Origin of the sequence: Paenibacillus turicensis, assembly GCF_050461185.1 — a bacterium.
In the GTDB taxonomy this organism is placed as follows: Bacteria; Bacillota; Bacilli; order Paenibacillales; family Paenibacillaceae; genus Fontibacillus; species Fontibacillus turicensis_A.
Genome location: NZ_JBCMOR010000005.1, coordinates 618298 through 643731 on the forward strand (window position 1 = coordinate 618298; position 25434 = coordinate 643731).

Annotated in this window: 21 protein-coding genes; 11 read left to right on the forward strand and 10 right to left on the reverse strand. The window is 38.0% G+C overall.

Annotated elements, in window-relative coordinates:
• Positions 1 to 152: 152 nt before the first annotated feature.
• The 5 genes from ABE099_RS04915 to ABE099_RS04935 all read right to left on the reverse strand — a co-directional run bounded on the left by ABE099_RS04915 (position 153) and on the right by ABE099_RS04935 (position 6570).
• Entirely contained in the window at positions 153 to 2588 is a 2436-nt protein-coding gene (locus ABE099_RS04915; protein ID WP_430027906.1) for a GH36-type glycosyl hydrolase domain-containing protein, read from the reverse strand.
• Between the two features lie 74 nt (positions 2589 to 2662).
• Positions 2663 to 3736 (reverse strand): LacI family DNA-binding transcriptional regulator, encoded by a 1074-nt coding sequence (locus ABE099_RS04920; protein WP_430030476.1) that lies wholly within the window; start codon positions 3734 to 3736, stop codon positions 2663 to 2665.
• 143 nt (positions 3737 to 3879) lie between these two features.
• Positions 3880 to 4314, reverse strand: coding sequence for a hypothetical protein (locus tag ABE099_RS04925; protein WP_430027909.1), 435 nt, complete (start codon positions 4312 to 4314; stop codon positions 3880 to 3882).
• A gap of 23 nt (positions 4315 to 4337) precedes the next feature.
• Positions 4338 to 5231, reverse strand: a complete 894-nt coding sequence (locus ABE099_RS04930) for a molecular chaperone DnaJ (protein WP_430027911.1) — start codon at positions 5229 to 5231, stop codon at positions 4338 to 4340.
• 433 nt (positions 5232 to 5664) lie between these two features.
• Positions 5665 to 6570, reverse strand: coding sequence for a C40 family peptidase (locus tag ABE099_RS04935; RefSeq protein WP_430027913.1), 906 nt, complete (start codon positions 6568 to 6570; stop codon positions 5665 to 5667).
• Between the two features lie 204 nt (positions 6571 to 6774).
• Here ABE099_RS04935 and ABE099_RS04940 point away from each other — a divergent pair, with 204 nt between their 5' ends.
• A complete protein-coding gene (locus tag ABE099_RS04940; protein ID WP_430027915.1) occupies positions 6775 to 7767 on the forward strand; it encodes an aldose 1-epimerase in 993 nt (330 codons plus the stop codon).
• 105 nt (positions 7768 to 7872) lie between these two features.
• On the opposite strand, the gene ABE099_RS04945 is transcribed toward ABE099_RS04940, so the two are convergent.
• A complete protein-coding gene (locus ABE099_RS04945) occupies positions 7873 to 8199 on the reverse strand; it encodes a LytTR family transcriptional regulator DNA-binding domain-containing protein (RefSeq protein ID WP_430027917.1) in 327 nt (108 codons plus the stop codon).
• A gap of 167 nt (positions 8200 to 8366) precedes the next feature.
• On the opposite strand from ABE099_RS04945, the gene ABE099_RS04950 reads away from it, so the two are divergent.
• Together ABE099_RS04950 and ABE099_RS04955 are read left to right on the forward strand one after the other, a co-directional pair.
• Positions 8367 to 9437: a lactonase family protein gene (locus ABE099_RS04950; RefSeq protein ID WP_430027919.1), complete on the forward strand. Its 1071-nt coding sequence runs from the start codon at positions 8367 to 8369 to the stop codon at positions 9435 to 9437.
• 290 nt (positions 9438 to 9727) lie between these two features.
• The gene (locus ABE099_RS04955; protein ID WP_430027921.1) at positions 9728 to 10810 is read left to right on the forward strand and encodes an AI-2E family transporter; all 1083 of its coding nucleotides are present in this window, start codon (positions 9728 to 9730) and stop codon (positions 10808 to 10810) included.
• A 120-nt stretch (positions 10811 to 10930) separates the two neighbouring features.
• On the opposite strand, the gene ABE099_RS04960 is transcribed toward ABE099_RS04955, so the two are convergent.
• Positions 10931 to 11383 (reverse strand): hypothetical protein, encoded by a 453-nt coding sequence (locus tag ABE099_RS04960; RefSeq protein WP_430027923.1) that lies wholly within the window; start codon positions 11381 to 11383, stop codon positions 10931 to 10933.
• 124 nt (positions 11384 to 11507) lie between these two features.
• On the opposite strand from ABE099_RS04960, the gene ABE099_RS04965 reads away from it, so the two are divergent.
• Both ABE099_RS04965 and ABE099_RS04970 read left to right on the forward strand, forming a co-directional pair.
• Positions 11508 to 12521: an FUSC family protein gene (locus ABE099_RS04965; protein ID WP_430027925.1), complete on the forward strand. Its 1014-nt coding sequence runs from the start codon at positions 11508 to 11510 to the stop codon at positions 12519 to 12521.
• Positions 12522 to 12728: 207 nt separating this feature from the next.
• Positions 12729 to 14084, forward strand: coding sequence for a glycoside hydrolase family 30 protein (locus tag ABE099_RS04970; protein WP_430027927.1), 1356 nt, complete (start codon positions 12729 to 12731; stop codon positions 14082 to 14084).
• Positions 14085 to 14185: 101 nt separating this feature from the next.
• Here ABE099_RS04970 and ABE099_RS04975 read toward each other — a convergent pair whose 3' ends face one another.
• The gene (locus ABE099_RS04975; RefSeq protein WP_430027929.1) at positions 14186 to 14569 is read right to left on the reverse strand and encodes a helix-turn-helix domain-containing protein; all 384 of its coding nucleotides are present in this window, start codon (positions 14567 to 14569) and stop codon (positions 14186 to 14188) included.
• Positions 14553 to 15386: a hypothetical protein gene (locus tag ABE099_RS04980; protein WP_430027931.1), complete on the reverse strand. Its 834-nt coding sequence runs from the start codon at positions 15384 to 15386 to the stop codon at positions 14553 to 14555. The genes ABE099_RS04975 and ABE099_RS04980 overlap by 17 nt, the downstream gene beginning before the upstream one ends.
• Before the next feature lie 146 nt (positions 15387 to 15532).
• Here ABE099_RS04980 and ABE099_RS04985 point away from each other — a divergent pair, with 146 nt between their 5' ends.
• From ABE099_RS04985 to ABE099_RS05010, 6 genes are all read left to right on the forward strand, one after another.
• Entirely contained in the window at positions 15533 to 16837 is a 1305-nt protein-coding gene (locus tag ABE099_RS04985) for a glycoside-pentoside-hexuronide (GPH):cation symporter (protein ID WP_430027934.1), read from the forward strand.
• Between the two features lie 107 nt (positions 16838 to 16944).
• Complete coding sequence (locus ABE099_RS04990) at positions 16945 to 17844, forward strand: ROK family protein (protein ID WP_430030478.1); 900 nt, start codon at positions 16945 to 16947, stop codon at positions 17842 to 17844.
• A gap of 271 nt (positions 17845 to 18115) precedes the next feature.
• Entirely contained in the window at positions 18116 to 20464 is a 2349-nt protein-coding gene (gene helD, locus ABE099_RS04995) for an RNA polymerase recycling motor HelD (RefSeq protein ID WP_430027937.1), read from the forward strand.
• Positions 20465 to 20652: 188 nt separating this feature from the next.
• Positions 20653 to 21939 (forward strand): MFS transporter, encoded by a 1287-nt coding sequence (locus ABE099_RS05000; RefSeq protein ID WP_430027940.1) that lies wholly within the window; start codon positions 20653 to 20655, stop codon positions 21937 to 21939.
• A gap of 172 nt (positions 21940 to 22111) precedes the next feature.
• Positions 22112 to 22786: a ribose-5-phosphate isomerase RpiA gene (rpiA, locus tag ABE099_RS05005; RefSeq protein WP_430027942.1), complete on the forward strand. Its 675-nt coding sequence runs from the start codon at positions 22112 to 22114 to the stop codon at positions 22784 to 22786.
• A gap of 431 nt (positions 22787 to 23217) precedes the next feature.
• Positions 23218 to 24375: a methyl-accepting chemotaxis protein gene (locus ABE099_RS05010; protein ID WP_430027944.1), complete on the forward strand. Its 1158-nt coding sequence runs from the start codon at positions 23218 to 23220 to the stop codon at positions 24373 to 24375.
• Positions 24376 to 24450: 75 nt separating this feature from the next.
• Here the strand turns inward: ABE099_RS05010 and ABE099_RS05015 are convergent, their stop codons facing one another.
• The gene (locus ABE099_RS05015) at positions 24451 to 25434 is read right to left on the reverse strand and encodes a quinone oxidoreductase family protein (protein WP_430027947.1); all 984 of its coding nucleotides are present in this window, start codon (positions 25432 to 25434) and stop codon (positions 24451 to 24453) included.

A 25434-nucleotide genomic window follows, 5' to 3' on the forward strand; every position in this document is an offset into this window, starting at 1 on the left:
GCTGCTTCAATATCACAATAATAAAAAAATAGGTTACGGCTTAAAGTTCTTTGAACAGTTCCCTTTTGCTTGTAAAGCAAGGGGAGAGACTGTTCTGTTGGACTAAAAGCGTAACCTATTTTTTGCTTTCTACGTATTCAAATGCTTATTAGCTAGCCTAAAACAACATGAACGTGGTGTGTGCCACCATCCCCAACAGGGGTAATGATGTTGCCTGCTACGTCTTGACCGTTCAACGTCAAGCTCTTAACCCCTTTGCTTACGCGATGAGGATTGCTAATTTTGATTACGTATGTGTCACCACGGAATACGCGTGTAATCTGGAATTCCTCCCAAGCTGATGGGATACAAGGATCAACCTTTAAGCCTCTGAAGTCGGCTTGAATCCCTAAAATAGATTGCGTAATCGCTACATAGTTCCAAGCCGCAGTTCCTGTTAACCAAGAGTTTTTCGCTTCACCGTGGCGAACCGCATCTTTGCCCGCAATCATTTGAGAGTAAACATATGGCTCCGTACGGTGAATATCACTAATGTCCTCAAGGTAAGCAGGTGCAATCTTAGCATAAATATCAAAAGCACGATCGCCATGACCCAGCACTGTTTCTGCGATCATAATCCAAGGATTGTTGTGGCAGAAAATACCCGCATTTTCCTTATAACCAGGTGGGTAGGTCGAGATCTCGCCTAAATTTAAATAATATTTAGAGTAAGGAGGCTGCTGCAACACGATACCATATTTTGTATCAAGATGTTCTTCTACAGACTGTAGTGCTTTTGCCGCCTGACCGCCCTCTACACCGATACCAGCCATGACACAAATACCTTGTGGCTCAATAAAGATTTTTCCTTCTTCATTTTCCTTACTGCCGATCTTGTCGCCGTAGTGATCATAAGCACGTAAGAACCAATCTCCATCGAAGCCATGTTCTAACGTAATATCAGACATTTTAGAGATCGCATTTTCAGCTTTTACTGCCTCATCCTCAAGACCACGCATACGGCAAATTTCTGCATAATCAGGACCAACAAACACAAACAAACCAGCGATAAATACAGATTCAGCGATACGGCCTTCAATGTTTGCCGTCGTTTGGAACGATTCACCTGGTTCCTTCGAGAAGCAGTTCAAGTTCAAGCAGTCATTCCAATCCGCACGACCGATTAATGGTAGACCATGTGGTCCTAAGTTATTGGTGACATGCTCAAACGAACGTTTTAAATGTTCAAATAATGTAGCTGTGTTGTTCGGATTGCTATCAAAAGGCACTTGCTCATCTAAGATGCTTACATCGCCTGTCTCCTTAATATAAGCTGCAGTACCAAGCACAAGCCATAATGGATCATCGTTAAAGCCACTACCTACTTCGTTATTTCCTTTTTTCGTAAGCGGTTGATATTGATGATAAGCACTGCCATCCTCGAATTGAGTTGCCGCTATATCGAGAATACGTTCTCTTGCACGCTCAGGGATCTGATGTACGAAGCCAAGCAAGTCTTGGTTTGAATCACGGAAGCCCATACCACGTCCAATCCCTGATTCGAAATAAGAGGCAGAACGAGACATGTTAAACGTAACCATACATTGATACGGATTCCAAATATTGACCATCCGGTTAAGCTTATCATCGTTACTTTCAATTTGGTATTTGGATAAAAGGTTATCCCAGTAAGCAGCAAGGTCAGCAAGTGCTGCATCCACCTGTGCATCGGTTGCAAATTGCTCGATCACCTGAAGTGCTGGTTTTTTGTTAATCACGTTAGGCGCTTCCCATTTTTGTTCCTCTGGATTTTCAATATAACCAAGGATGAAAATAAAGCTTTGCTCTTCTCCTGGAGCAAGTGTGATGTTAAGCGCATGGGAGCCGATCGGGGACCAGCCGCTAGCAACAGAGTTAGAAGCTTGACCTGCGGCAACAACCTGTGGATGCTCAAGACCGTTATATAGTCCAACAAATGATTCGCGATCGGTATCAAAGCCATCGATTTTAGAATTAACAGAATAAAATGCATAATGGTTTCTACGTTCACGATATTCAGTTTTGTGATAGATTACGGAATCCTGCACTTCAACCTCACCCGTACTTAGGTTGCGTTGGAAGTTTGTCATATCGTCTTGTGCATTCCATAAGCAAAACTCAGCAAAGGAAAACAGCTTTACAGACTTTGTGGAATTACCTGTATTTTTGACAACAAGACGATGTACCTCTGCATTATGACCTAATGGGATAAAGGCAAGTTGATTTACTGAGATTCCATTGCGCTCTCCAGTGATTGAGGTATAACCTAAGCCATGACGACACTCGTAAAAATCAAGCTCACGCTTTACAGGCATCCAGCCTGGTGTCCAGAAATCACCATCATCATACAAATAGTAATAACGACCATTAGAATCTAGTGGAATATTGTTATAACGATAGCGAGTTAAGCGACGTAGACGTGCATCACGATAGAAGGTGTAGCCACCAGCAGTATTTGAAATGAGTCCAAAAAATTGCTCATTGCCTAAATAGTTAATCCAAGGATAAGGGGTCTCGGGGGTGTTAATGACATATTCCTTACGAGTATCATCAAAAGTTCCGTATTTCATAAATATAAACTCTCCCTTCGTTTGTGAACGCGCGTTTATTTTAATGAAAATTGAAACCAATATGTATATATTGGTTAACAATCATGAAGCTGTGAACACGATTCTCGAATAATAAATTTGGTAGGGAAGCTCATGGTGCTAAAACTAGTGGATTCATCCTGACATAAACTTATTACTTTGTCTACTGCCGCTTTTGCCATTTCAGCAATAGGTAAACGTACAGTCGTTAGCTTAGGATTAATATGGGAGGAAAGGGAAGCATCATCAAAGCCAACAATGGATACATCAGCGGGTACCTGTAGACCTGATGCATTTAATGCTTCAATGGCGGCAATCGCCATAGCATCATTAGCGCAAAAGAGGGCTGTAGGTAGCTCACCTGTTGCAATTAATTTCTCCACTGAAGTGTAAGCGGTTTCCTTCAAGAAGTTACCCTCTAACACAAACTTTTCTTCAATAGAGAGTCCATATTTTTGCATCGTATCCTTGTAGGCCATATAACGCTCACGGCCAGAGAAAGTATCCATCTTTCCACAAATTATCCCAATATCCTGATGACCTAGCCCAATCAAATACTCCATCGCTTCGACAGTACCTTCATAATCTCTTGAATTAATAATTGCGAGGTGGTTTTTATCAAGGTGTTCAGACATAATTTCAGAAATATTATAATCAATAAGTACGAGGGGGGCATCTTGCTGCACCATCTCTGACACGAGATTGATATCATTCTGAATCCCTACTAAAATACCTCCATCTATTCTTTTTTGAGAAAATGCCTGCTTGACCTTATGAAAGTCATCAGGAGAATAGATCGTATGAATTAAAACATAAAAGCCTTGGGCATTCGCCGTATCCACAACAAGATCAACAATTGGTGCAAAATAGCTGTTTTGATAAATACGGCTGGTATGCTCCTGTTCACTCATACTAATCGCAAACAGTCCAATTGTATCTGTACCTTTGCCTGCTAATGCACGCGCAAAAGCATTTGGCTCATATTGATGCTGGTGTATGACCTCTAGCACCTTCTGACGTGTTGCTTCTGGTACATTTGGATAATTGTTAATGACACGGGATACCGTACTACGGGACACCCCGGCTAATTTAGCAATATCTTCGCTGCGCATGGTGATCCCTCTTTCTATAAACGCGCGTTTATAAAGCTATTGTAGATAAGATTGTTATATAATGCAACAATAACTTTTTGTGTGGAGATCAAAATTTAGAAATCAAAAAGAACAGCTTATTAGCTGTCCTTAGTTGGTAATATAAATCTATGATATTGAGGTTATATTGATGATAATAATTCAGATAAGGTGTGATTGTTTTTAGATAACGCGCCAGCTGGTATTGTATTTTCTATATAACATTTTAGGAGAGCAGAAAGCCAGTCATTATTATAATTCACATGTAATGCATCCCCAATCAGTCCAAAATCATCAGAAATATATCCTGCTAGATCACTTGAACTAGTATAACGATACACCCTTTTATACACACGTTCGCGAAGTAAATCAATTTGCTGATTAGTTATTTCATCTATAAAACTTGTTAGCTTTTTATTAGAAATGTCATCATAGATTTTCATCCATTCATCAGTAAACAGAGCTTCATCCCTATGATCTAGTAAATCATCCACTTCAATATTACTAAATACATGCTCAGATAACAAACCATCCTCTTTAACAAGCTGTATTAATTTGGGAACCAGTTCCTTCGTCATGATGGACACCTCTTATTTTTTGTCTATTTATTTTGTAGAAAATGTTCAATGAATTGCATCGATTTTTCTATATTGCTGCTTCCATCACGGATCGTTAAAATTGCTTTGTCTTTATATAGAGGAAGCGCATTAAATAGCCGATTATCAGAAACATCAATTCCATAAATATGTTCCTTTTGATCCTCTTCATTCAATAGCTTGAGTGCTGTTTTTTCATTAACAAGTGACTTCCATCTGCCTGCAACCTCTTCATCTAAGCTTTTAAAAGCCCCCATTTTGCCTACCCATTCAAACGTAGTTTGATCAGTAACATAAATATCAGGGCGTTCAGTCGCTATAACTGTAAATCCTTTTTGCTGATAGGCTAATGCATCTCCTGTTAACCCGTCTTTATTTGCGGGAGGCATATAGTTAATACTCAACGCAAAACGTTTAAATTGTGGGAATTGTTGCAATAACGCTTTTTCGTAGGCTTCTTCACCACCATTTCTATCATCTACCATAAAATTACCAATATATAATAACGATAAATCAACAGGAGGAAGTGCGGCTAGTCTTTTTTGTTCCTCTCTATGATTGAGGTAGGTAGTAAGGGCAACAATAACGACTACAACACTAATGATGCTAACGAAAACTTTTGTTTTATGTAGTCTAAAAAAATCACTTGTTTTTTCAGCCTGATCTGCAAATTTACCGTATTTGCTATAACGTTCTGCACTCATTTTTTCAATTTCAGCTTGTTCTTTGTAGTTAATAATAAATTTATATGCCTTTAATTGCTGCTCAAAAATTGTTGCCTCTTCCCCAGACTTGCCCTTAGAGCGTCGTAATAACATTTCGAATGTTTTTTCAACTTCTTCTCTGGAAGCGTTCTCGGAAAGACCTAATGTCTGATAAGCCTGCTTTAAGTTCTCCATACCTATTCTCCTCATGTATATATATTAAAAGTTAAGCAAAGCCACGCAATCTACTCTACTAGTTTCATTGTGGTTATTTACGTGAGGTTAAGAGTAGCAAGAATTTATTAAGAATGCGTATAAGCATTATTATACTGTGTAATGGGGAGTAATGGAAACTTCGAGAGGGGAAAGTTTTGTTAACAATAAAAATAAATGAAATGTGCTTAGAGCGTGGTAGCTACGATCCAGAGAGTTCTTGCGATTGTATTAAAATCATATTCCTTTTAATTGGAGTAAATGTATTGTTGGAATTTGATTTTAAGAGACAATCTTCAGAATCTCTCTGGCCTCTTCGCTAGCTTGCATTAGCAGTCAAACACAAATTTAAATATTTATTCTATAATGTAAAAAAACTTTTTTAATCAACCACTAATTTCTAGTTGCAGTAAATTTACAATACTCTACGCATAAACAGTAACATATCATGCCAATAGCCACTATCTACAGTGTTAATCGTTACACCTGGTTCTCCCCAAGTGTGAATGAAATTACCGTTACCGATATAAATTCCAACATGTCCAGGAACTTTGTCATTTGCAAATCGCCCAGGTACTGTGAAAAATAACAGGTCACCCACCTTGAGTTGGTCACGAGATACGGAGACACCTACGTTTGCTTGCTCTCGTGCTAATCGTGGCAGATCACTGCCAAAGCGACTTAATATATGCCGAGTATAGGAAGAGCAGTCAAAGGTTTTGGATTGCTCATAAGGAGGTGCACCAAATTCATAAGGAACACCAAGGAATTTTTTTGCATAGTTGATTAGCTCATCTTGATTTTGACCAATATCTAACACTTTAAAATTTGCCTTTCCTTGCTTTGGCATAACATTTTCATTATTTTCCTTAGGTTTATCCCATGCTTTTACTTGAATCGCCTGCTGCCTAGTATCTGCAACGATATCTGTTTGAAGCAGCTTTGCTAAAGCGTTAGGGGTCATGTATATTTTTTCGTTTAAATAAGTTGGAGCTTGGTCAAGCTGAATTGAACGTCCTAATGACATGGCAAATTTAGAATTAGGCTTCACTGAATACATAACATCAGAGTAACCAATTAGTGCATCTTGTTTGTCCATCTTCATCCGCAAATTTAAGCCTTTTACTGCATCATCTAACGGAATCCAAATCTGATTATTGTTATCTGTATGCAAGTTTGTATTGATTGTGGTTCCAGCGGCAACATTTTTATTCAAAATAACACTTGATCCCTCTGGACGACCACATGAAACAAGGATCATCGTCAAAATAATAGTGGAAATCAGTGTTTTTTTAGTGCGTGTCTTGTTAGCGTTAGTCATTTTGGGCTGCACTCCTTCATTTAGACTGTATTTGAAGTATGCAGAAGATCAAAATTTTTATACGTCATTCACAGGATTTAAATATTTTTATGTAAAATGCTTTAGAAAAAGGGTTTAAAAGCTGAGGCGTCTAACTTAATATATAGTGGAGTGACTATTTTTTTGAATTCTAATCATGGGTTATTATAGGAGGAGTAGAAAGGTATGTCGAAGTACGAAGCTAAAGAACAATTGTTCCAAAATGAAAAGGCTATCGGTTTAAAAGCGGGAAAATATGAAGCTGTTATTTTGCCTGAATTAGGCGGTAACTTAATTTCATTTCGTGATGTCGAAAGCGATTACAAATTTTTGCGTGAACCACTGGAAGGACAAATGGATGACTTTAAAGCACAACCTGGGATTTATGGCATTCCTGTGTTGTACCCGCCTAATCGTTATGAAGATGGGGAATTCCCATGGCGTGGACAGGTTTATCATTTACCGGTGAATGAGGCAGCAACAGGCAACCATTTACATGGATTTTTACATACATCTAAATGGACTGTTGAGCAATTTGGAACTACCGCATCTGAAAGCTATGTTATTGTCCATGTTAAGGTTGATGAGCACCATGAAATGTATCAATATCTTCCTTTTAAATTTACAGTTAAATTAAAATACACTTTAAGCGAATATGGCTTGGCACAACACTTATTTGTTATAAATGAAGGTCAAAATGAGATGCCTTGCTTGTTTGCGTTCCATACAGCGATCAATGCTCCGTTTGCTACAGGCTCTGCTGCTAGTGATTACAAGGTAAAAGCAACGATTGGCGATCGCTGGCAAATGAGTGATCGGATGTTACCTACAGGTCAATATCAGCCGTTATCAGAGGAAGAAAAGCAGCTACAAGGAGAAGGAGTATATCCGTTTTTCACTTCCCTTGACAATCATTACACAGCAAAACCTCAAAACGGCCGCAATGTGATGGAGCTTACCGATACGAAATTAGGCGTTACACTTGTATATGATGTTGGCACTTCCTATAAGCAATGGATGATTTGGAACAACGGAGCAAAGGAAGGGTTTTTCTGCCCTGAACCACAAATTAATTTAGTGAATGCGCCTAAATCATCGTTATCAGCTGAAGAAATTGGTTTGTTTAGTTTGCAGCCAGGTGAAATCTGGGAAGAAACAGCTAGATTTTATGTGAAATAGCATAATACCAAACTCTTTAAGTTAAATAAGTTTAAATAAAAAAAGCGTAAACACAATCAAGTTTTCCACAAACTTGCTGTCTTACGCTTTTTTTATATTTTGGAGCTACATGGATTTACGCCGCCGAATTTCTTCTACAGCTCTTCTTGATGCAGGAAGTGTCTTAATCCCATGAAATTCATCGCGGAACAGTAATGTAGTGCCTTGAATGGCATATACCTTAGATACATTAGCGTAGTATTGATTACTTACACGATAAAAAGCAGGATCGGCTAGCAGGGCTGTAATTTGCTCAGGTGATAACGTCTTTTTTAAACTATAGTTTTTACCATGAAAACAAACCATACCATGCGAACCTAACTTAAAGAAATAAGTATCATGGGGCTCAAGTGCCTCATAAACCGTCTGTTCCTTTAATTCAGCATGCATCATTCCAAATTTCCCCCTTTAGATGATGGATGTAAGCGTTTGCAGTATAACATATTTTTTAAAATTTGTGTAGTCAGACTTTTATATTGTTTTGCAAAAAAATAGAAGATGGTATACTGGTTATTAGTGATGAGAAGTAGTGTTACTTAAAACCTATTAGGAGGCACACCATGTCAGAACAAAATATTTTATTATTCGTTGGATCTTATGCAGAAAAAGAAGAAGCGGGTGTTCATGTTTATAATCTTAATTGTAATAATGGCACATTTACCGCAGTTGATCATGCGGCAGGCATGAAAAACCCAACCTTTGTAAATGTCGATGCAGCAAAGCGCAAGTTATATGCTATCGCTGAAACGACCACTGAGTCTGGAGAACGGACAGGCGAGGTTGTAACGTTTGATATTACAAATGAAGGGCAACTAACAGAGTTGGCTAGAGCAACAACCATTCAGCCTACTGCATCACATATTCAAAGAGATCGCAATAGCAAATATTTAATTTTCTCAGGATATCATGGTGGAAATGTAGGTTTACTCACAATAGATGGACAAGGAGAAGCGGGTAAGCTAGTCGATGAGCAAATTCATAAGGGGCATGGTGCAGAGCCGTCTAGGCAAGATCGCCCACACCCGCATTCCACACTTGCAACACCAGATAATAAATATATTTTAGTTGCAGATCTTGGACTTGATCTAGTAAAAGTATATGCATTAGATCAAGAAAACAATAAGCTAATCTTCCATAGTGAAGCAGCAACACCACCAGGGGCAGGTCCTCGTCATATGGCCTTCCATCCTAATGGTAAGTTTGTATATTCAATTAATGAAGTGAATTCTACAATCACTGCTTTTGCTTATGATGACAGCAAGGGGCAACTGACTGCATTGGATACAGTGTCTACGTTACCAGCAGGCTTTACAAGTGAAAACCTAACCGCAGAAATTGCAATCTCACCCGATGGACTTCATTTATATGGTTCTAATCGTGGTCATGATAGCATTGTCCACTTTAAAATTGATCCAACTACTGGCAAACTGACTCTCATCGGTCATGTTTCTACAGAGGGTGGACATCCACGTCATTTTGCAGTAACACCATCAGGAAAACACCTTATTGTTGCTAATCGGGATGCAAATAACTTAACATTGTTTACGATTGATGATGAAGGTAAGCTAAGCTATACTGGTCATTCTGTAACGGTGTCCAAGCCGGTATGTGTGCAGCCGATTGTTCTATAGTAACTGAAAAAGACCTGTGTTTTCTACTTGGTTAGAAAATACAGGTCATTTTAATGTATTTTTTAATTCATTTTTCAATAACATAAATTACAGGGACTTAATTAATCATAAAGAAATTCTTAATATTTCATAAGATGAGATGAATTACTTGCGTTAGAGGGATAGATTGAATTAAGATGAACAGTATAAGAATAAACAGTGCGGAAAAAGTCGATTATTGTCTTTTCTTGATGTGTCATTTATATGTTTATTTACATAATTATTGTGAGTAAGGGAGCAGAACACTATATATGTCCTTTTTTAGAGAGCTTTTTCAAATGTCTGGATTTCGCCGGTTTTTAGCATTGCTGTTTGTAATTGTGGTGTTGTATTATTCACGTAGCATGCTAAACATGTTTTTAATTACCTTCATTCTTACGTATTTAATCAATCGACTGAATAATTTTATTTGCCGTAAATTAGATAAATTTTTTAAGGTGAATCGAAAAGTTATGGTGGCGCTGATTTATACCATTATCGTGACCTTATTGAGTGTAACAGTTTATAGCTACATGCCTGCTATTATTGAAGAATTAAATGATCTAATAAGAATGGTCATTAGCTTTTACGAAAAGCCACCTGCGGATCTGCCTGACAATATCGTTATTAACTTTTTAGTGGATTCTCTTAAAGAAATTGATTTATCTGCCTACTTAGGTAGTGGATTTGATTTTCTAATGAAAACCGTAACGGACATTGGGAAATGGAGCATTAACTTATTTGTTGCTGTTGTTTTAAGTTTATTTTTCTTGTTAGAAAAAGAGAAGGTCACTTCTTTTACACAAAAGTTTAGAGAAAGCCGTGTTTCTATTCTGTTCTCTGATTTAGAATACTTTGGTAAAAAATTCGTGTTATCTTTCGGTAAAATTATTGAAGTTCAATTTCTGATTGCTTTTGTAAATGCAATTTTGTCTATACTGTTTTTATGGATTTTCGGTTTCCCTAATTTGATTGCGCTTGGGATTATGATTTTCTTGCTAGGACTTATTCCAGTCATGGGTGTTGTTATTTCGTTAATTCCTTTATGTGCAATTGCATTTAAAATCGGGGGCTTAATAAAAATCGTTTATGTACTGGTCATGATTGCTGTTGTTCATGCACTTGAAACGTATTTCTTAAATCCTAAATTTATGTCCAACAAAACACATTTACCTATTTTCTACACGTTCTTAATTTTGCTTGTCTCGGAGCATTTCTTAGGGGTGTGGGGACTAATTTTAGGCGTACCGATCTTTATGTTTTTACTTGATATTTTGGATGTACCAACAGGTCTTCATCCTCCAATTCCTAAGCCTAACTCGGAGTTGGTTATAAAAAATAATGAAGTAGAATAGTGGTAGGTATACATTAGAGCACGTAAAATAGAGCAGAAGAGGCAATGGACTTGTCTTCTTCTGCTCTTTTTTAGCGCTTTTTAGTGGAATGGATTAAGATTTAGAGTCAAAAAATTTAATTTAGATTGAATTGTTTGAAAATTGTGGCTTTGGTGCAGCTTGTTGCCACTTGTGATGAATAGCTCGGTTTAAAACGCTAGGTAATTTCGCTTTTAATTGCTCTGCTTGCTCATGCGTAATTGATTTATTTACAACAGCTTGGTTCAAATGTCCATGCGCAAGTGTAGTTAATCTGTGTATATATTGTTGTTCGGTAATGCCCTTGGACTGAACGATTTGTAGCAAGGTTTTACCTTGTTTTAATTGAGCAACTAACGCTTGAGGCTGCATTCCAATCATAGCCGCGGTATCTTTCACAATAAATCCACCATGTAACTTGTGATGTGAATGATGTTTAGGATGAATCGGGTGCTGTGGATTTGCAAACGTAGTAGGTATTAAGCTCGAAAGGCTTGCCATACTCATACTCATAAGCATGAATGCAATGAGCAACATAAATTTTGTTTTTTTCATGGATGAGTCACTCCTTTTCTACATACCTTGTACAAGGTTGTATGAAATTATACGTAATAGGTGAAAGATAAGGAAGTCGCATAGTGCAGTAGTATATAAGATATAAGGTAAGGGGGAATGCAAAGTGACATTTGGCGCAAGAATGGTTAAAACTGGACTTGCAGTAACGCTGGCATTATATGCTGTAAGCTTATTTGGCTTATCTTCTCCCGTCTTGGCTGGAGTTGCTGCCATTTTTGCCATGCAGCCTTCTATCTATCGATCTTGGCGATATTTAATAGATCAATTACAGACCAATACTTTAGGTGCGATATTAGCCGTATTTGGGGGTATGGTCTTATCCAATGATCCGATTGCTGTTGGTTTAGTATGTATCGTAGTTATTATGATCTGTCTACGACTAAAAATGGGAGATACAATTGGAACTACACTTGTCACGGTCATTGCTGTGATGGAGGCGTCTGGACAATGGGAATTTGCTTTGACTCGTTTTTCTTTAAGCTTAATCGGAATTTTAGCGGCGTTTGTTATTAACGTTACGATAGCTCCACCGAAACCAAAGGTACAATTTAATGCACTTATCAAACAAACCTTTGACCGTTTATCGTTACTGCTTCGTACAGCAATTTCAGATGAGATTAAAGAAACCGTATTCCGACATGAAAAAAGGGAACTGGAAAATGCAATTATATTACTTGTAGATAAATATAAGCTGATGGAGGAGGAGCAAAAGAAGCTCAAACGATCTGTTTTCACACATGCGAGACAGCTTGTGGTGTACAAGCAGATGTTGAATACGCTCCGTAAAGGCTTTGATGTGTTAGATTCGATTGAGCAGCATTACTTCCAAGCGGTTCGCACTCCAGAACTTAATCAAGCCTTTGATTTGCATTTAGAAAAGCTAATTAAGTACCATGAACATATTTTATGGAAATTTGATGATAAGCTAAAACCTAACGATCATGAGGAGGCATGGATCGAACAGGAAAATGATGATTTTCTACGTAAAATGCTAGATAAATATGCCGAAACAAGACATGGCGTTTTACGGTTATCGATTGTTTCTGCTGAAATTTACGAATATGGTCATCAACTGGAAAGACTCGATCGCTTGGCAAGACACTCAGCTACAGAATAGCTTTAAATTACAGACTATACTCAGCAAGCAGTTCAGATGGTAATTTGTTTGAACAATGGATACTGCATTGCAAAGAGGTAGTCTTTTTTATTTAACGATTAAATTTACTAATTATCTAAAAAAAATACCATTATTAATAAAATAAATCATATATAATAGGTTTAAATAAAGCGTTTTCAATATATGGTATGGGAAGGATGAATGATCTTGAGCAATAATAACGTCGTCTGGATGGAAACAACACGTCAGAATTTCTGGCAACATAATAATGAAATTAAAATAAATACCGCAAACAATAACATGACCAGTATGACCAACCTAAAAATAACGGAACAGCAAGGTCGAGTGGTTGAAGGATTTGGAAGCTGTTTTAATGAATTAGGTATGTTTGCTATAGAGCATCTTAGTGAAGAAGATCGTCACGCTGTACTGGATTCTTTGTTCGCCTTAGATGGGGATTGTAAATTTACGTTGTGTCGTTTGCCGATTGGTGCTAGTGACTATGCTCTAGAATGGTATAGTCATAATGAACATGATGATGATTATGAAATGAAGCATTTTTCAATTGAACGAGACCATAAATACTTAATTCCATATATTAAGGAAGCGCAAAAACGAAACCCAAAACTTACTTTTTTTGCTTCACCATGGAGTCCACCTACTTGGATGAAAACCCCGAAAGCGTATAACTTTGGTACATTACGTTGGGAAAAGAAAATTTTAGAAGCGTATGCATTATATTTTGTGAAATTTATACAGGCTTATGAACAAGAGGGAATTAGAATTAATCAAATTCATATTCAAAACGAAGTAGTTGCAGATCAAAAATTCCCTTCATGCAAATGGACGGGAGAGCAGCTTCAAGAGTTTATTAGGGATTATCTTGGCCCAGCCTTTAAACAATACCAGCTTGATACGGAAATTTGGTTAGGAACCATTAATGCTCCTGAGCCTTGGCAGGAATTATTGACCGATACCACCTCAGATTATGATGCTTATGCTGGGCTAGTTTTGAGTGACCCTGAAGCATATCAATATATTCATGGTGTTGGTTATCAGTGGGCAGGTAAACATGCGATCCAGCGCACAGTAGCTAGTTATCCTGAATTACGTTATTTGCAAACTGAAAATGAATGTGGAAATGGAAAAAATACGTGGGAATATGCACAATACGTGTCTACTTTATTCCATCACTATTTTGTGAACGGTGCAAATGGTTATGTGTACTGGAATGCGATTTTAGAGCCAAAAGGAAGCAGTACTTGGGGGTGGGAGCAAAACTCCATGATTACAGTAGATCCTGAAACTAAAAAATATTCCTTTAATCCAGAGTTTTATGTTGTGAAGCATCATTCACATTTTGTCCAAAATGGGGCTGTTCGGTTAGTGACTTCGGGACGCTTTACTTCTAATAGTTTGGTATTCCAAAATCCCGACCAATCGGTTGTGCTGATTGTTAACAATCCTTTAAAGGATGCACAGCAGCTTTCTTTTGAATTTAAAGGGAAAAGTTATCAGCTTGAGCTAAAGCCAGAATCTTTTAATAGTGTTGTTTTATCTTAACAACTTAAAAATATAAACAGATATGTGAAACCCAAAAACTGACCTTATTGCATTTCTGCAAAAAAGTCAGTTTTTTCATTTGTATATGGTGAGGTTAATCGTTAAGTCGAGGGTGGAGTATGGACAATAAAGTTATTTTTATATTGCTTTGGAGTAAGGCCCGTTATTTTTTTAAAAACCTTAATAAAGTAGCTCTGATCATAAAAGTTAAGGACAGCATAAATCTGACTAATACTAAGATCTGAGTATACGATGAGATGCTTGGCCTCTTCTATTTTTTGCCGCTGAATAAATCCAATTAAGGTTTCCCCTGTCTCTGCTTTAAATTTATTTGATAAATAAGATGGATTTATATTTAATTGATTTGCTAGCAGCTCCAAGGTTAATTCCTCATATAAATGATTAAAAATATATTCCTGACACAGCAATACGACCTTCGTGTATTTAGAACGATTCGCTTGCTTTACTCTACTTGTAAAAATCAAGTAAAAATTGTTCCATCAGCTTATCTACTGACGGAATCGTTGCGAGCTCCTCGATATATTGAATATAAGAGTCGCTCAGATTATAAGCAATTTCTGGGTACAGCCCACCTTCAATCGCAGATCTAGTTGCAATCCCAATCGCACTAATCAATATATTTTTAGAATCTCTTAGCGTATCCTTTTTAGATAACTTTCCATAAATACCTTCTTGTGAGTGTAGATTTTTATAGTATAATACCTTCTCTGTATCTCCTAATTGGACACTATGCCATATTTTCTTTTCTGCAAGAAATGAGCTGTGGTAGCTGCTATTTTCACGTTGCTGCATTATGTTAAGCTCAATGATTTCAGGAATTATTGTAGTTTTACTATGCTCATTATGCTTAACTACTTCATTTAAAGACAAAGTTTCATTGTGAAAAAGATAATGAAGAAGTATAGCGGTATGGAATAGCTGGTTTACATCAAACTGTAGTTGATGAGAGAAGTGCTGGTCTAACGTGTTTTTAAAAGGCAAATAGTCATCAATAGAAGGCCATAATAAAATGAGTTCATCGCTACACTCGGGATTGGGTAACATGACTACAGTTTTGTTTAAATGATGCTGATTTATATAGATAAGCTGAATTGGATTACAATTTCGAGCGTAAAAAAAGTGGTCAATGAGTATAAGGGGGAGCGTGCTATGCTCCACAAAAGAATGATTGTTAATAATCAAGATTTCCTCTTGAGATTTATGTATGAAGACGATAGGGATGTTTACCGTGTTATAAACCATTTTGCACATAAGTTTGAGCTCTTTATTTTGTTTGTTCATGTAGAGTAAACTCCTTTAGATTATGAAAAAATAATACAAATTCTCTTTAAATATTACCATAAAAAATAGGGTAATATCTATATAATTAGTTATATAGAAAGCGCTTTCCATATATATTTTATATAGCTAGAGGGGGAAAAGGCGACATGAAAACAGGAAGTAAGGTGCAGGAGGCAAATCAAAAATTGCCACTCATAGAAAATGTAAGCTATGGCTTGGGAGATACGGCATCAAATCTGATTTACACCGTCATTACAACATATTTAACCTTTTATTTCACAGATGTATATGGTCTTGGGGCAGTTGCGGTAGGTACTCTGATGTTAATTGCACGGTTTGTGGATATGATAGATAGTCCAATCTTTGGCGTTTTAATCGATAAAACGAACACAAAATGGGGGAAATCTAGACCATGGATTTTATGGTCAAGTATTCCGTTTTCAATCGTTTCAACCTTGTTATTTATGGGACCGGAATTAAGTGCCTCAGGCAAGCTGGCGTATGCCTACATTTTTTATATTTTGGCTAACATCCTATATGCAGCAGTAAATAATCCACTAACCACGATGTTGCCAAGTATGACAACTGATGTTCAGGAAAGAACGGTTGCCAATACATTTCGGATGTTTGGAGGTCAGGTTGGGGGTCTAATTGTAAACCTATCCTTATTACCGCTTGTTGCCTATTTTGGAGGTGGGGATCAGCAAAAGGGCTTTTTCTATACGATGGGGTTGTTTTCACTTATCGGATTAATTCTATTTTTTATTACCTTTATTAATACAAAGGAACGGGTCCAAAATATATCTGGTGATGGGTCTTTAACTTTGAAGCAAAGCACTAAAGCAATGAGGGGTAATCGACCTTGGTATGCAATTTCGTTGTTTGGTATCTTATTTTTTATGTTATATATTATGAAGATGTCCGCAGGTATATATTACATTACGTATAACATTGAAAAACCAGAGCTAGTTTCGTTAGTTAACACACTTGGTATGTTATCTCTGTTAGGAATATTATTCGTTCCATTTTTAACAAAAAAATATAGTAAAAAGTCATTAATGATTACGGGAATTCTAGTAAATATTGTAGGTCAATTCATTATTTATTTTGGCGGCACAAATATTGTGGTCGTTATAACAGGCACTATTATCGGTTCGATAGGGCTAGGGTTGCCTGCTGGATTATTGTTTGCATTTATGGCAGATACCGTAGACTATGGGGAATGGAAATCAGGCATACGGGCGCAAGGTATTTTAGTATCTTCAGCGGGTATGGGTATTAAATTAGGTTCAGGGTTTGGTGCAGCAATCCCTGCATGGTTGCTTGCAGCGGGAGGGTATGTTCCTAATCAAAAGCAAGCAGAATCCGCATTACAAATGATCACGCTAAGCTTTGTATGGTTACCTATCATAATTTGGTATTTTGTCTATCTTGATTCTAATATTTATTAATAAATGGGAAAAACCACACCATGAGATTGTGGCAGAGCTTGCTGCAAGAAGAGTTTAAATTTACACATGAAATTAAAGAAATGATGGATAAGGAAAGAGGGAGTCATATGTATCTAGCTATTGATATTGGGGGTACACTGATCAAGCATGCCCAAATGTCTGCTACAGGGGAGATGATCAGAAAAGGGACGACCCCTTCAGATCGAGAGGATTTGTCCACATTTCAGACAAAACTGTTTTCAATCATTGATGCGTATCGCTTAGAGGGTTTAAAAGGAATTGCAATTTCTTGTCCAGGAACAATTGATGTAGATACAGGTATCATTTATTATGGCGGATTACTCCCTTTTTTACATGAAGTAAATCTGGTTGAAGTACTTGAGCGGAAGTATGGTGTGCCTATAACGATTGAAAATGATGGGAAATGTGCGGCTTTAGCTGAGTTATGGTTAGGTAGTATTAAAGAAAAGAAGCATGCCGTAGTGCTTATCCTTGGAAGTGGAATTGGTGGAGGGATTATTATGGATGGAAAAATCCACCATGGTGCGCATCTTTTTGCCGGTGAGGTAAGTTATGTGATGCATGATATTAATTTTGAAAATATGCAAGGACGATATTTTGGTCTGGATTGTTCAGCTGTGCAAATGATAGAGAAAATTGCGACCATAAAGGGACTGGGTGATAAAAAAGATGGGGAAGCGGTATTCCAATTCATCAAACAAAATGATGATCAGGCAAATAAGATTTTTGATGATTATTGTTTACTGTTAGCTTCACAAATTATAAATTTACAATGTATTTTAGATCCCGAATGCTTTGCTATTGGAGGTGGTATTAGTGCACAGCCTATTTTATTTGAACGAATAACATGGGCTATCAATGAGGTGAAGCGTGCTAACCCACTTCTTAGAGTTAATCCAGTTATTGTTGCTTGTCAATTTAGAGGTGACGCAAATCTTTATGGTGCTTTATATCATTTTATACAGCAAAAGAGTTTGAGGGTTTGAAATAAAGGAGTAAAATAAAAAAACCGTTCTCCACAAAATGGAGGTGGGTTTAGTCCCACGTTAATCCATTTTAAGAGAAACGGTTTTTAGGCATAAAAAAAACGATGCTTAACATCGAAATTAAGGTTGTTATTTATAAGGAAAATTGGTAAGATAATAAATGGACTGCACAATTTAAATATAGTCACACATTACTATTGATAATAGTATAACATGCTTATTTTATTGTGTCAAGATGGGTTTTGAAAATAACAATTGAGGTGTAAACAGTATGGATAAAAATGATCAAGCTTGGCAAGAGGAGCAGCAACGTGTTAATTATGTACAAGATTTGATTGTATCCAAAATAAAGACGTTGGAGCAAGAAGCTAGTACGATGCGTGATGATGTCGTCTCGATGAGAAAGGATTTTTGGGATGAGGTTACCGTCAACTTTAGTGAGGCAGATGATTTAGGAGAAACCTCTACAAGCTTGCGTCAGCAATCACAAGTATTATCACAACGCGAAAAAAGTCACCAGCATACTTTTGCAGCATTAGATAAAATGAAGCGTCTACAGCAGTCGCCTTACTTTGCAAGAATTGATTTTGAGGAGGAGGGGGAGCCAGCTGAAAGTATTTATCTTGGCATAGCTTCCTTGCTGGAGGACGATGACCAACAGTTTTTAATCTACGATTGGCGGGCGCCAATTTCAAATTTATATTATGACAGTGTGCCAGGGGAAACGTCTTATGAAACCCCTTCAGGTACAATTTCAGGCGAAATGACGTTAAAACGTCAGTTTGTTATTCATAATCGCAAGATTAAAGTAATGTTTGATACTGGAGTTACAATTGGAGATGAGCTGCTACAGGAAGTGCTAGGACAAAGCTCAGATGCCCAAATGCGTAGCATTGTAGCCACGATTCAAAAGGAACAAAATTTAATTATTCGTAATGATCGTAGTCGTCTGCTTGTTGTGCAAGGGGCGGCTGGAAGTGGTAAAACCTCTGCGGCGTTACAGCGTGTTGCTTATTTATTGTATAAGCATCGTGGAAATCTTACAGCGGATCAAGTCATTTTATTTTCACCAAACCCGATGTTTAATAGCTATGTTTCCTCCGTTTTGCCTGAGCTTGGGGAAGAAAACATGCAACAGTCTACATTCCAAGAATACTTAGAACGACGTCTTAGCAAAGAGTTCCAACTAGAGGACCCGTTCGAGCAGATTGAATATGTGTTAGCTAAGGATGCCAACGAAGCTGAATATCAGCATAGAATGAGTGGTATTCGTTATAAATCCTCAGTGGATTATCTTCATGCTATTACAAATTATAAATTACATTTGGAGTCTTCAGGTATGTTATTCCGTCCTGTTCGCTTTCAAGGGAAGGTGATTGTGAGTAGCGGGGAATTAACGAAGCGTTTTTACGAATTTGATTCTGCGATTACGTTAGCGAATCGTTGTGAATTGCTCAAAGAGTGGGTTTTGAAGGAATTGGCTCAATTTACAAAGGAAGAAGCAAAGGAAGCATGGGTGGATGAGTATATTCAGTATTTGAGTAACGAGGATTACCAACGTGCCTACTCTCGCATGCGTCGTAAGCAACATGGGACCGAGATTGGGTTCGAGGACTATGAGAGTGAACGTGACATTTTAGCCAAAATGGTCATAAGCAAACATTTGAAGCCACTTCGAAAATGGATCAAAGGGATGCGTTTTGTAGATATTGTGAATTTGTATAAACAGATGTTTAAAAAGCCTGAGCTCATTAAAATATTAAGTGAAGGTGTAATTCCCGAAGATTGGACCCAAATAAGTGAAGCAACTTTAAGTAAAATGAGTAAAAAAGAGTTGTTTTATGAAGATGCAACGCCGTATTTATACCTGCGTGAGCTTGTGTTAGGCTTTCGCTCTAACAATTCTATTCGCCATGTCATTATTGATGAAGCGCAGGATTATTCACCATTCCAGCTTTATTTTATGAAGCGTTTATTTCCGCGGGCTAGAGTTACTGCGTTAGGTGACTTTAATCAAGCGATTTATGCCCATTCGTCCGTGCTTCAGCAGTCAGAGCTTATTGGTGATATTTATGGAGAAGAGGAGACGGAGCTTATCACTCTTACACAAAGCTATCGCTCCACGAAGGAGATTGTTGAATTTACGTCTAAGATGGTTGAGCATGGTGAGCATATTAAGCCCTTTAATCGTGGTGGGGAGAAGCCAGAGCTCTATCCAATGCAAAATGTACCTGAAATGCTGAATTCCATTAGCAAAAAGCTATCACAATTGCAACAGCAGGGCTTTGAAAGCATGGCAGTCATTTGTAAAACCGCTGCTGAGGCTAAGGCGGTGCATGAGCAATTGTCTGCAAAGCATGAGGTAAAATTAATTAAAAAAACAACCCTTTCCTTTGAAAAAGGAATCCATATTATCCCAGCTTACTTAGCAAAAGGTGTGGAGTTTGATGCTGTGCTCATTTATAACGGCTCAAATGAAAGCTATACACGAGAAAGCGAAAGAAAACTATTTTATACTGCTTGTACTCGTGCGATGCATTTACTTCATATTTTTTATGTTGGGGAGCCAAGTCGCTTTATGCTAGAGGCCTCACCTTCACTTTATAAAATGATAAAGTAATGATAATCACTATGTATACGCATAATGTAATTCATTAAGAATAATTTCGTATTAATAAACCACACTAACCTTTAATAAGTTGATTATCGACTGAATGATTGTACAAAGCAGTTGTCATTACAATGTAATTAACATTACAGATGACTAGTGGCAACATGCAGTGTACTTAGAAAGGTTGGCGCTTGGTTATGGATAACAAAAAAGGGGATTTATTTGCACTTGCCTCCATTCCGCTTATTATGACCTTGGGCAATTCCATGTTAATCCCTGTTTTGCCTTTAATAGCAAAGGAAATAGGAATTTCCTCTTTTCAAGTAAGCATGCTGATTACAGTCTATGGCATCGTTGCAATCCTGTTAATCCCTATCGCAGGTTATTTATCAGATCGCTTTGGACGCAAAGTGGTCATTATCCCTAGTCTTATCATTGCTGGGGTGGGTGGTGCGATTTGTGGAGTTGCAGATTGGTTTGCAAATGGAATGACTGTATATTGGATTATTTTAGGGGGGCGGTTTTTACAAGGCATTGGTGCCGCTGGGGCTTTCCCCATTGTCATCCCTTTAGTTGGCGACATGTTTGAAAGTGAAGAGCAGGTAAGTCATGGCTTAGGTATTATTGAAACGTCGAACACATTTGGTAAAGTGTTAAGTCCAATTCTAGGCGCTTTACTTGGGGCTTGGATCTGGTATGTACCTTTTCTTGCGATTCCTGTATTGTGTATTATTTCATTAATTCTTGTTATTTTTATGGTGAAGGAGCCAGAGCATAAGGAGCCGCCACAGTTAAAGCAATTTTTAGGGTCTGTTAAGGCTGTGTTTAAGGATAAAGGACGCTGGTTGTATGCGATTTTTATTATCGGTGGCATTTGCATGTTTTTATTGTTTGGTGTGCTGTTTTATTTATCTGAGAAGCTGGAAACAAGCTTTAACCTACAGGGTGTCGTAAAGGGACTAGTGCTTGCCATCCCCCTTGCAGTGTTATGTCTTGCTTCATATTTTACAGGTAGATGGATTGGTGAAAATAAGCCGCTTATGAAATGGCTTGGTGTAATTGGCTTAGTGTTAGCTACCGCGGCATTGTTTGGTGTAAGCTTCTTTAGTCAAATTTATTTTGTAATTGCTTGCCTTGTTGTATGTGGGCTTGGAATTGGGATGGTGCTTCCGAGCTCTGATGCCTTAATCACTGAAGGGATTGAGAAAAAGCTCAGGGGGACGATTACTTCAATATACAGCAGTATGCGTTTTATTGGAGTGGCTTTGGGCCCGCCCGTCATTTCGCTCTTAATGCAGACAAGTCATGCTACTATGTTTAGTGTAATTGGAGCTGTTTCTCTCATCGGTGTGTTGTTGCTGTTGTTTATGGTGAAGCCGGAGCCAGACGACAAAGGGGAGAAAAAATCTAAAGGAAATACAAAAGGAAATGCCAAAGGGACTCAAAAACGAAGTGTGGCAACGTCAAAGCCTCGACTTCAGTAACTCTATACCTGTCTCGGATCAGGTTCATGGACTAATAATCAAGCTCTAGCTTATGCTTTAAACTGCATGGGCTGGAGTTTTTGCTATTTAACTGTACGCCTATTTCTGCTATTATATTTCGTGAACTGTTCGGTTAGGTTATGTTTACATATATCAAGGAGGTTATTAGATTATGAATGCAAAGCAAGCGGCAGGATATCGTGCGGCAGAATTCGTTGAAGATGGCATGGTGATTGGACTTGGGACAGGCTCCACTGCATTTTATGTCATAGAAAAAATTGGACAACGTGTAGCAGAGGGGTTAAAGGTGTCTGCAATTGCAACCTCTAAGGCTTCCGAGGAGTTAGCACGTAAAAATAATATCCCTATGATCGAAGCTGCGGATGTGACAGAGCTTGATCTAGCGATTGATGGTGCGGATGAATTTGATCCGAGCCTTGCCTTAATAAAGGGTGGCGGCGGTGCATTGTTACGTGAAAAGTTAGTTGCAATTAACAGTAAACGCTTTATCGTCATTGCTGGTGAAGATAAACGGGTTGAGCATTTAGGTAAGTTTAAGCTACCTATTGAAATTATTCCTTTTACGTATGAATGGACGTTAAATCAATTACGTAAAAAATATGATATTCCTTTTGAAATGCGGATGAACAACGATGAGCTATATGTAACGGATAATGGGAATTATATCGTAGATGCTTCCTTTGAAAAAATCGAATCACCTTCAGCTCTAAGTGAAGAATTGAAAGCGATGGTGGGGGTTGTGGATCATGGTTTGTTCGTGGATATCGCTGAGCTTGTCATTGTAGGTTATGACGATGGCACTACAGAGATTGTTTACAAAAAATAATAGAAGAATATTTATACAGGGAAGAAGAAAAAGGGATTTTTCTTCTTCTTTTTTTTGTTTTTATGGGCTCAATCTTAAAAACGGTTCTTGACAAAAAGCTAACGAAGCGAAGGAGCAGGGAGATGGTGGAGAAGCGAGAGCGCGACAATCTTTCTGCAAGAAAGATACTTCGAGAGCATAAACACTTTAAGGACACAATTTCATCCATTCAACACATGTTATAAAGAAAATGGGGCCTTAACAGCGGTTGAAGCCACTCCCTGCTAAGTAGTCTCTTACTTTCTATGATTGTCAAGAACCGATTTCTGTGTTGAGCCCTTTTTTTGTCAATTTTGTGTTTTTACATCATGAAAATATAAATGATTATTAGAATTAACAATAAATCGCTATGATGTTCCCATCGCTAGAACTAGTAAAAGGGGGACTAAAGTATGGTATCGGCAGAACTAATGACCGATTCAAACTTAACATCAAAGGAACACGCAGAAGGTCAAAATAGTGACCCATCATGGATCCATACAAATGACAGGAAGCTCATTACCCATTATGTGCCTTACAGAAAGGTGCCAATTATAGAGAAGGGAATGTGCTGCAAGGAGCTATTAGCTCTTATGAAAAAAGAGGTAGATATCCCTTGTGTAATTGTAGTTGAAAATGAGCAACCGCTAGGAATAATTATGAGAGATAATTATAGTCAGCACTTTACTGGCAGATTTGCGGCTGCTTTATTTTATGATAAACCTGTATCCATCTTTGCAGACCTACATACGTTAGTGGTTGATATTGAAATGCCTGTTGTAAAAATAATTAATCTAGCAATGATGCGGGAGGACGAGCGTTTTTATGATTGCTTGCTTGTGACAGAGGGAGAGCATATCCTTGGTGTACTTACTATTCGTGATATTTTAGCCGTAATGCAGCAGATGCAAAAGGAAGCCGATGAACATCGGACAGATGTAGTAAAGCAAAGCTATGAAGGAATTCACCAGATCAAGTATACAGTAGAATTAGCCGTGCAGGAAGCGATGGACAGTATAAGCCTAACCCATGTTATGAATGAATGGTCAAGGCAAGGCAAGGTAGCCCTGGAAGATGTGTTGCTTTCATATCGTGCAGTGGAGCAAAAAATGAAACGTCAGCAAGAACAGATGACAGCACTAATTCAAGCGTTAGAAAATATTGAACAAATGGCAACTTCAATCCGTCTACTCGCAGATCAGAGTGGATTGCTTGCCCTTAATGCCTCTATTGAGGCAGCACGAGCGGGGGAACATGGACGGGGCTTTCAGGTGGTATCGCATGCTGTAAAGGATATGTCTGAGCAAACTAAACAATTTTCAGCTCAAATTGCAGGTTTACTTACAGAAATTGAAAGTAAGCTTAACGATACGGTTACGCTGTCGGATCAAAGTATGCTACAAATTAGTGATAGTGCAAAATACATTACCGCTGGAAGCGAAGCCTTTACGCAGTTACTACACGCCGCAGCACAAATCGAATCTAAAAACAATGAGATGTCTTGCTCTGCTAAGGAGGCAGCTCAAAATGCCGTTATGATCGCAGACGAGCTAGAGAAAATGCTTCGTTAAGCTTGTTCTAGCTCAATCTAGCTTGATTATGGTAATCTTGCCGAATCTTATTTATCCTAGCTTGCTCTAGTTATTTTAAATCTCCATCGTATACAGCACTATTTTACCTGTACTTTGTCTGCTTTCTATAAGCTGGTGTGCAACTGCGGCATCTGCTAGAGACATTTTTTTGCTAATTTTAATATTAAGTTGCCCACTTTCTAGCAGTCTAAAAACTTCTTTGGCGATATCCTTTAGTGACTCTGGTTGCTCTTTCCGTGTTGTCGCAAAACTAAAACCAAGAATAGAACGACAGCTTGAATGCAGTTGGTCTGTAGAAAGCTGGGCATATGTTCCGCTTGAGTTGCCAAATACAACTAAGCGACCATACTTACATAAGCATTGCATGCTTTGTGCTGTAATGGAGCCGCCAACAGAATCTAGGACAATATGAACACCTTTGCCATCGGTAAACTCTATCACTTTGTCTGAAAATGATTCATCTGAATAGCACACAACGTGATCAGCACCAGCTTCGAGGGCAACTTGATATTTATTTTCATGACCAACAGCCCCAATGATCATATTTGCACCTAATGCCTTCGCAATCTGTATTGCAGTTGTGCCAACACCACCAGAAGCAGAATGAATCAATACGTTATCTCCATCCTTTATTTTAGCGATGTCTACAAGTAATTTATAAGATAAAAAGGAAGCGATCCCACATGACCCAGCCACATCAAATTCAACCGAATCAGGCAGGCCAAACGTTAGATTTTCATCGGCAACAACATATTCAGCATAGGACCCCTCATGAGGAAAAGCTAAAACTCTTTGCCCAACAGAAAGGGTAGTGACCTCATCTCCAACATGTGCAATGATACCCGCAGCCTCTAATCCTGGAATAAAAGGGAGTGTTTTTTGTCCTTTATTTCCATACCTTGCTTTAATATCTCCAAAATTAACACTTGTTGACTTGACAGAGATCAAAACCTGCTTCGAACTCATCTTAGGGACATCAACATCTACGTATTTCATATGCTCAGTGGAGCCAAACTCGGTGATATGAATTGCTTTCAT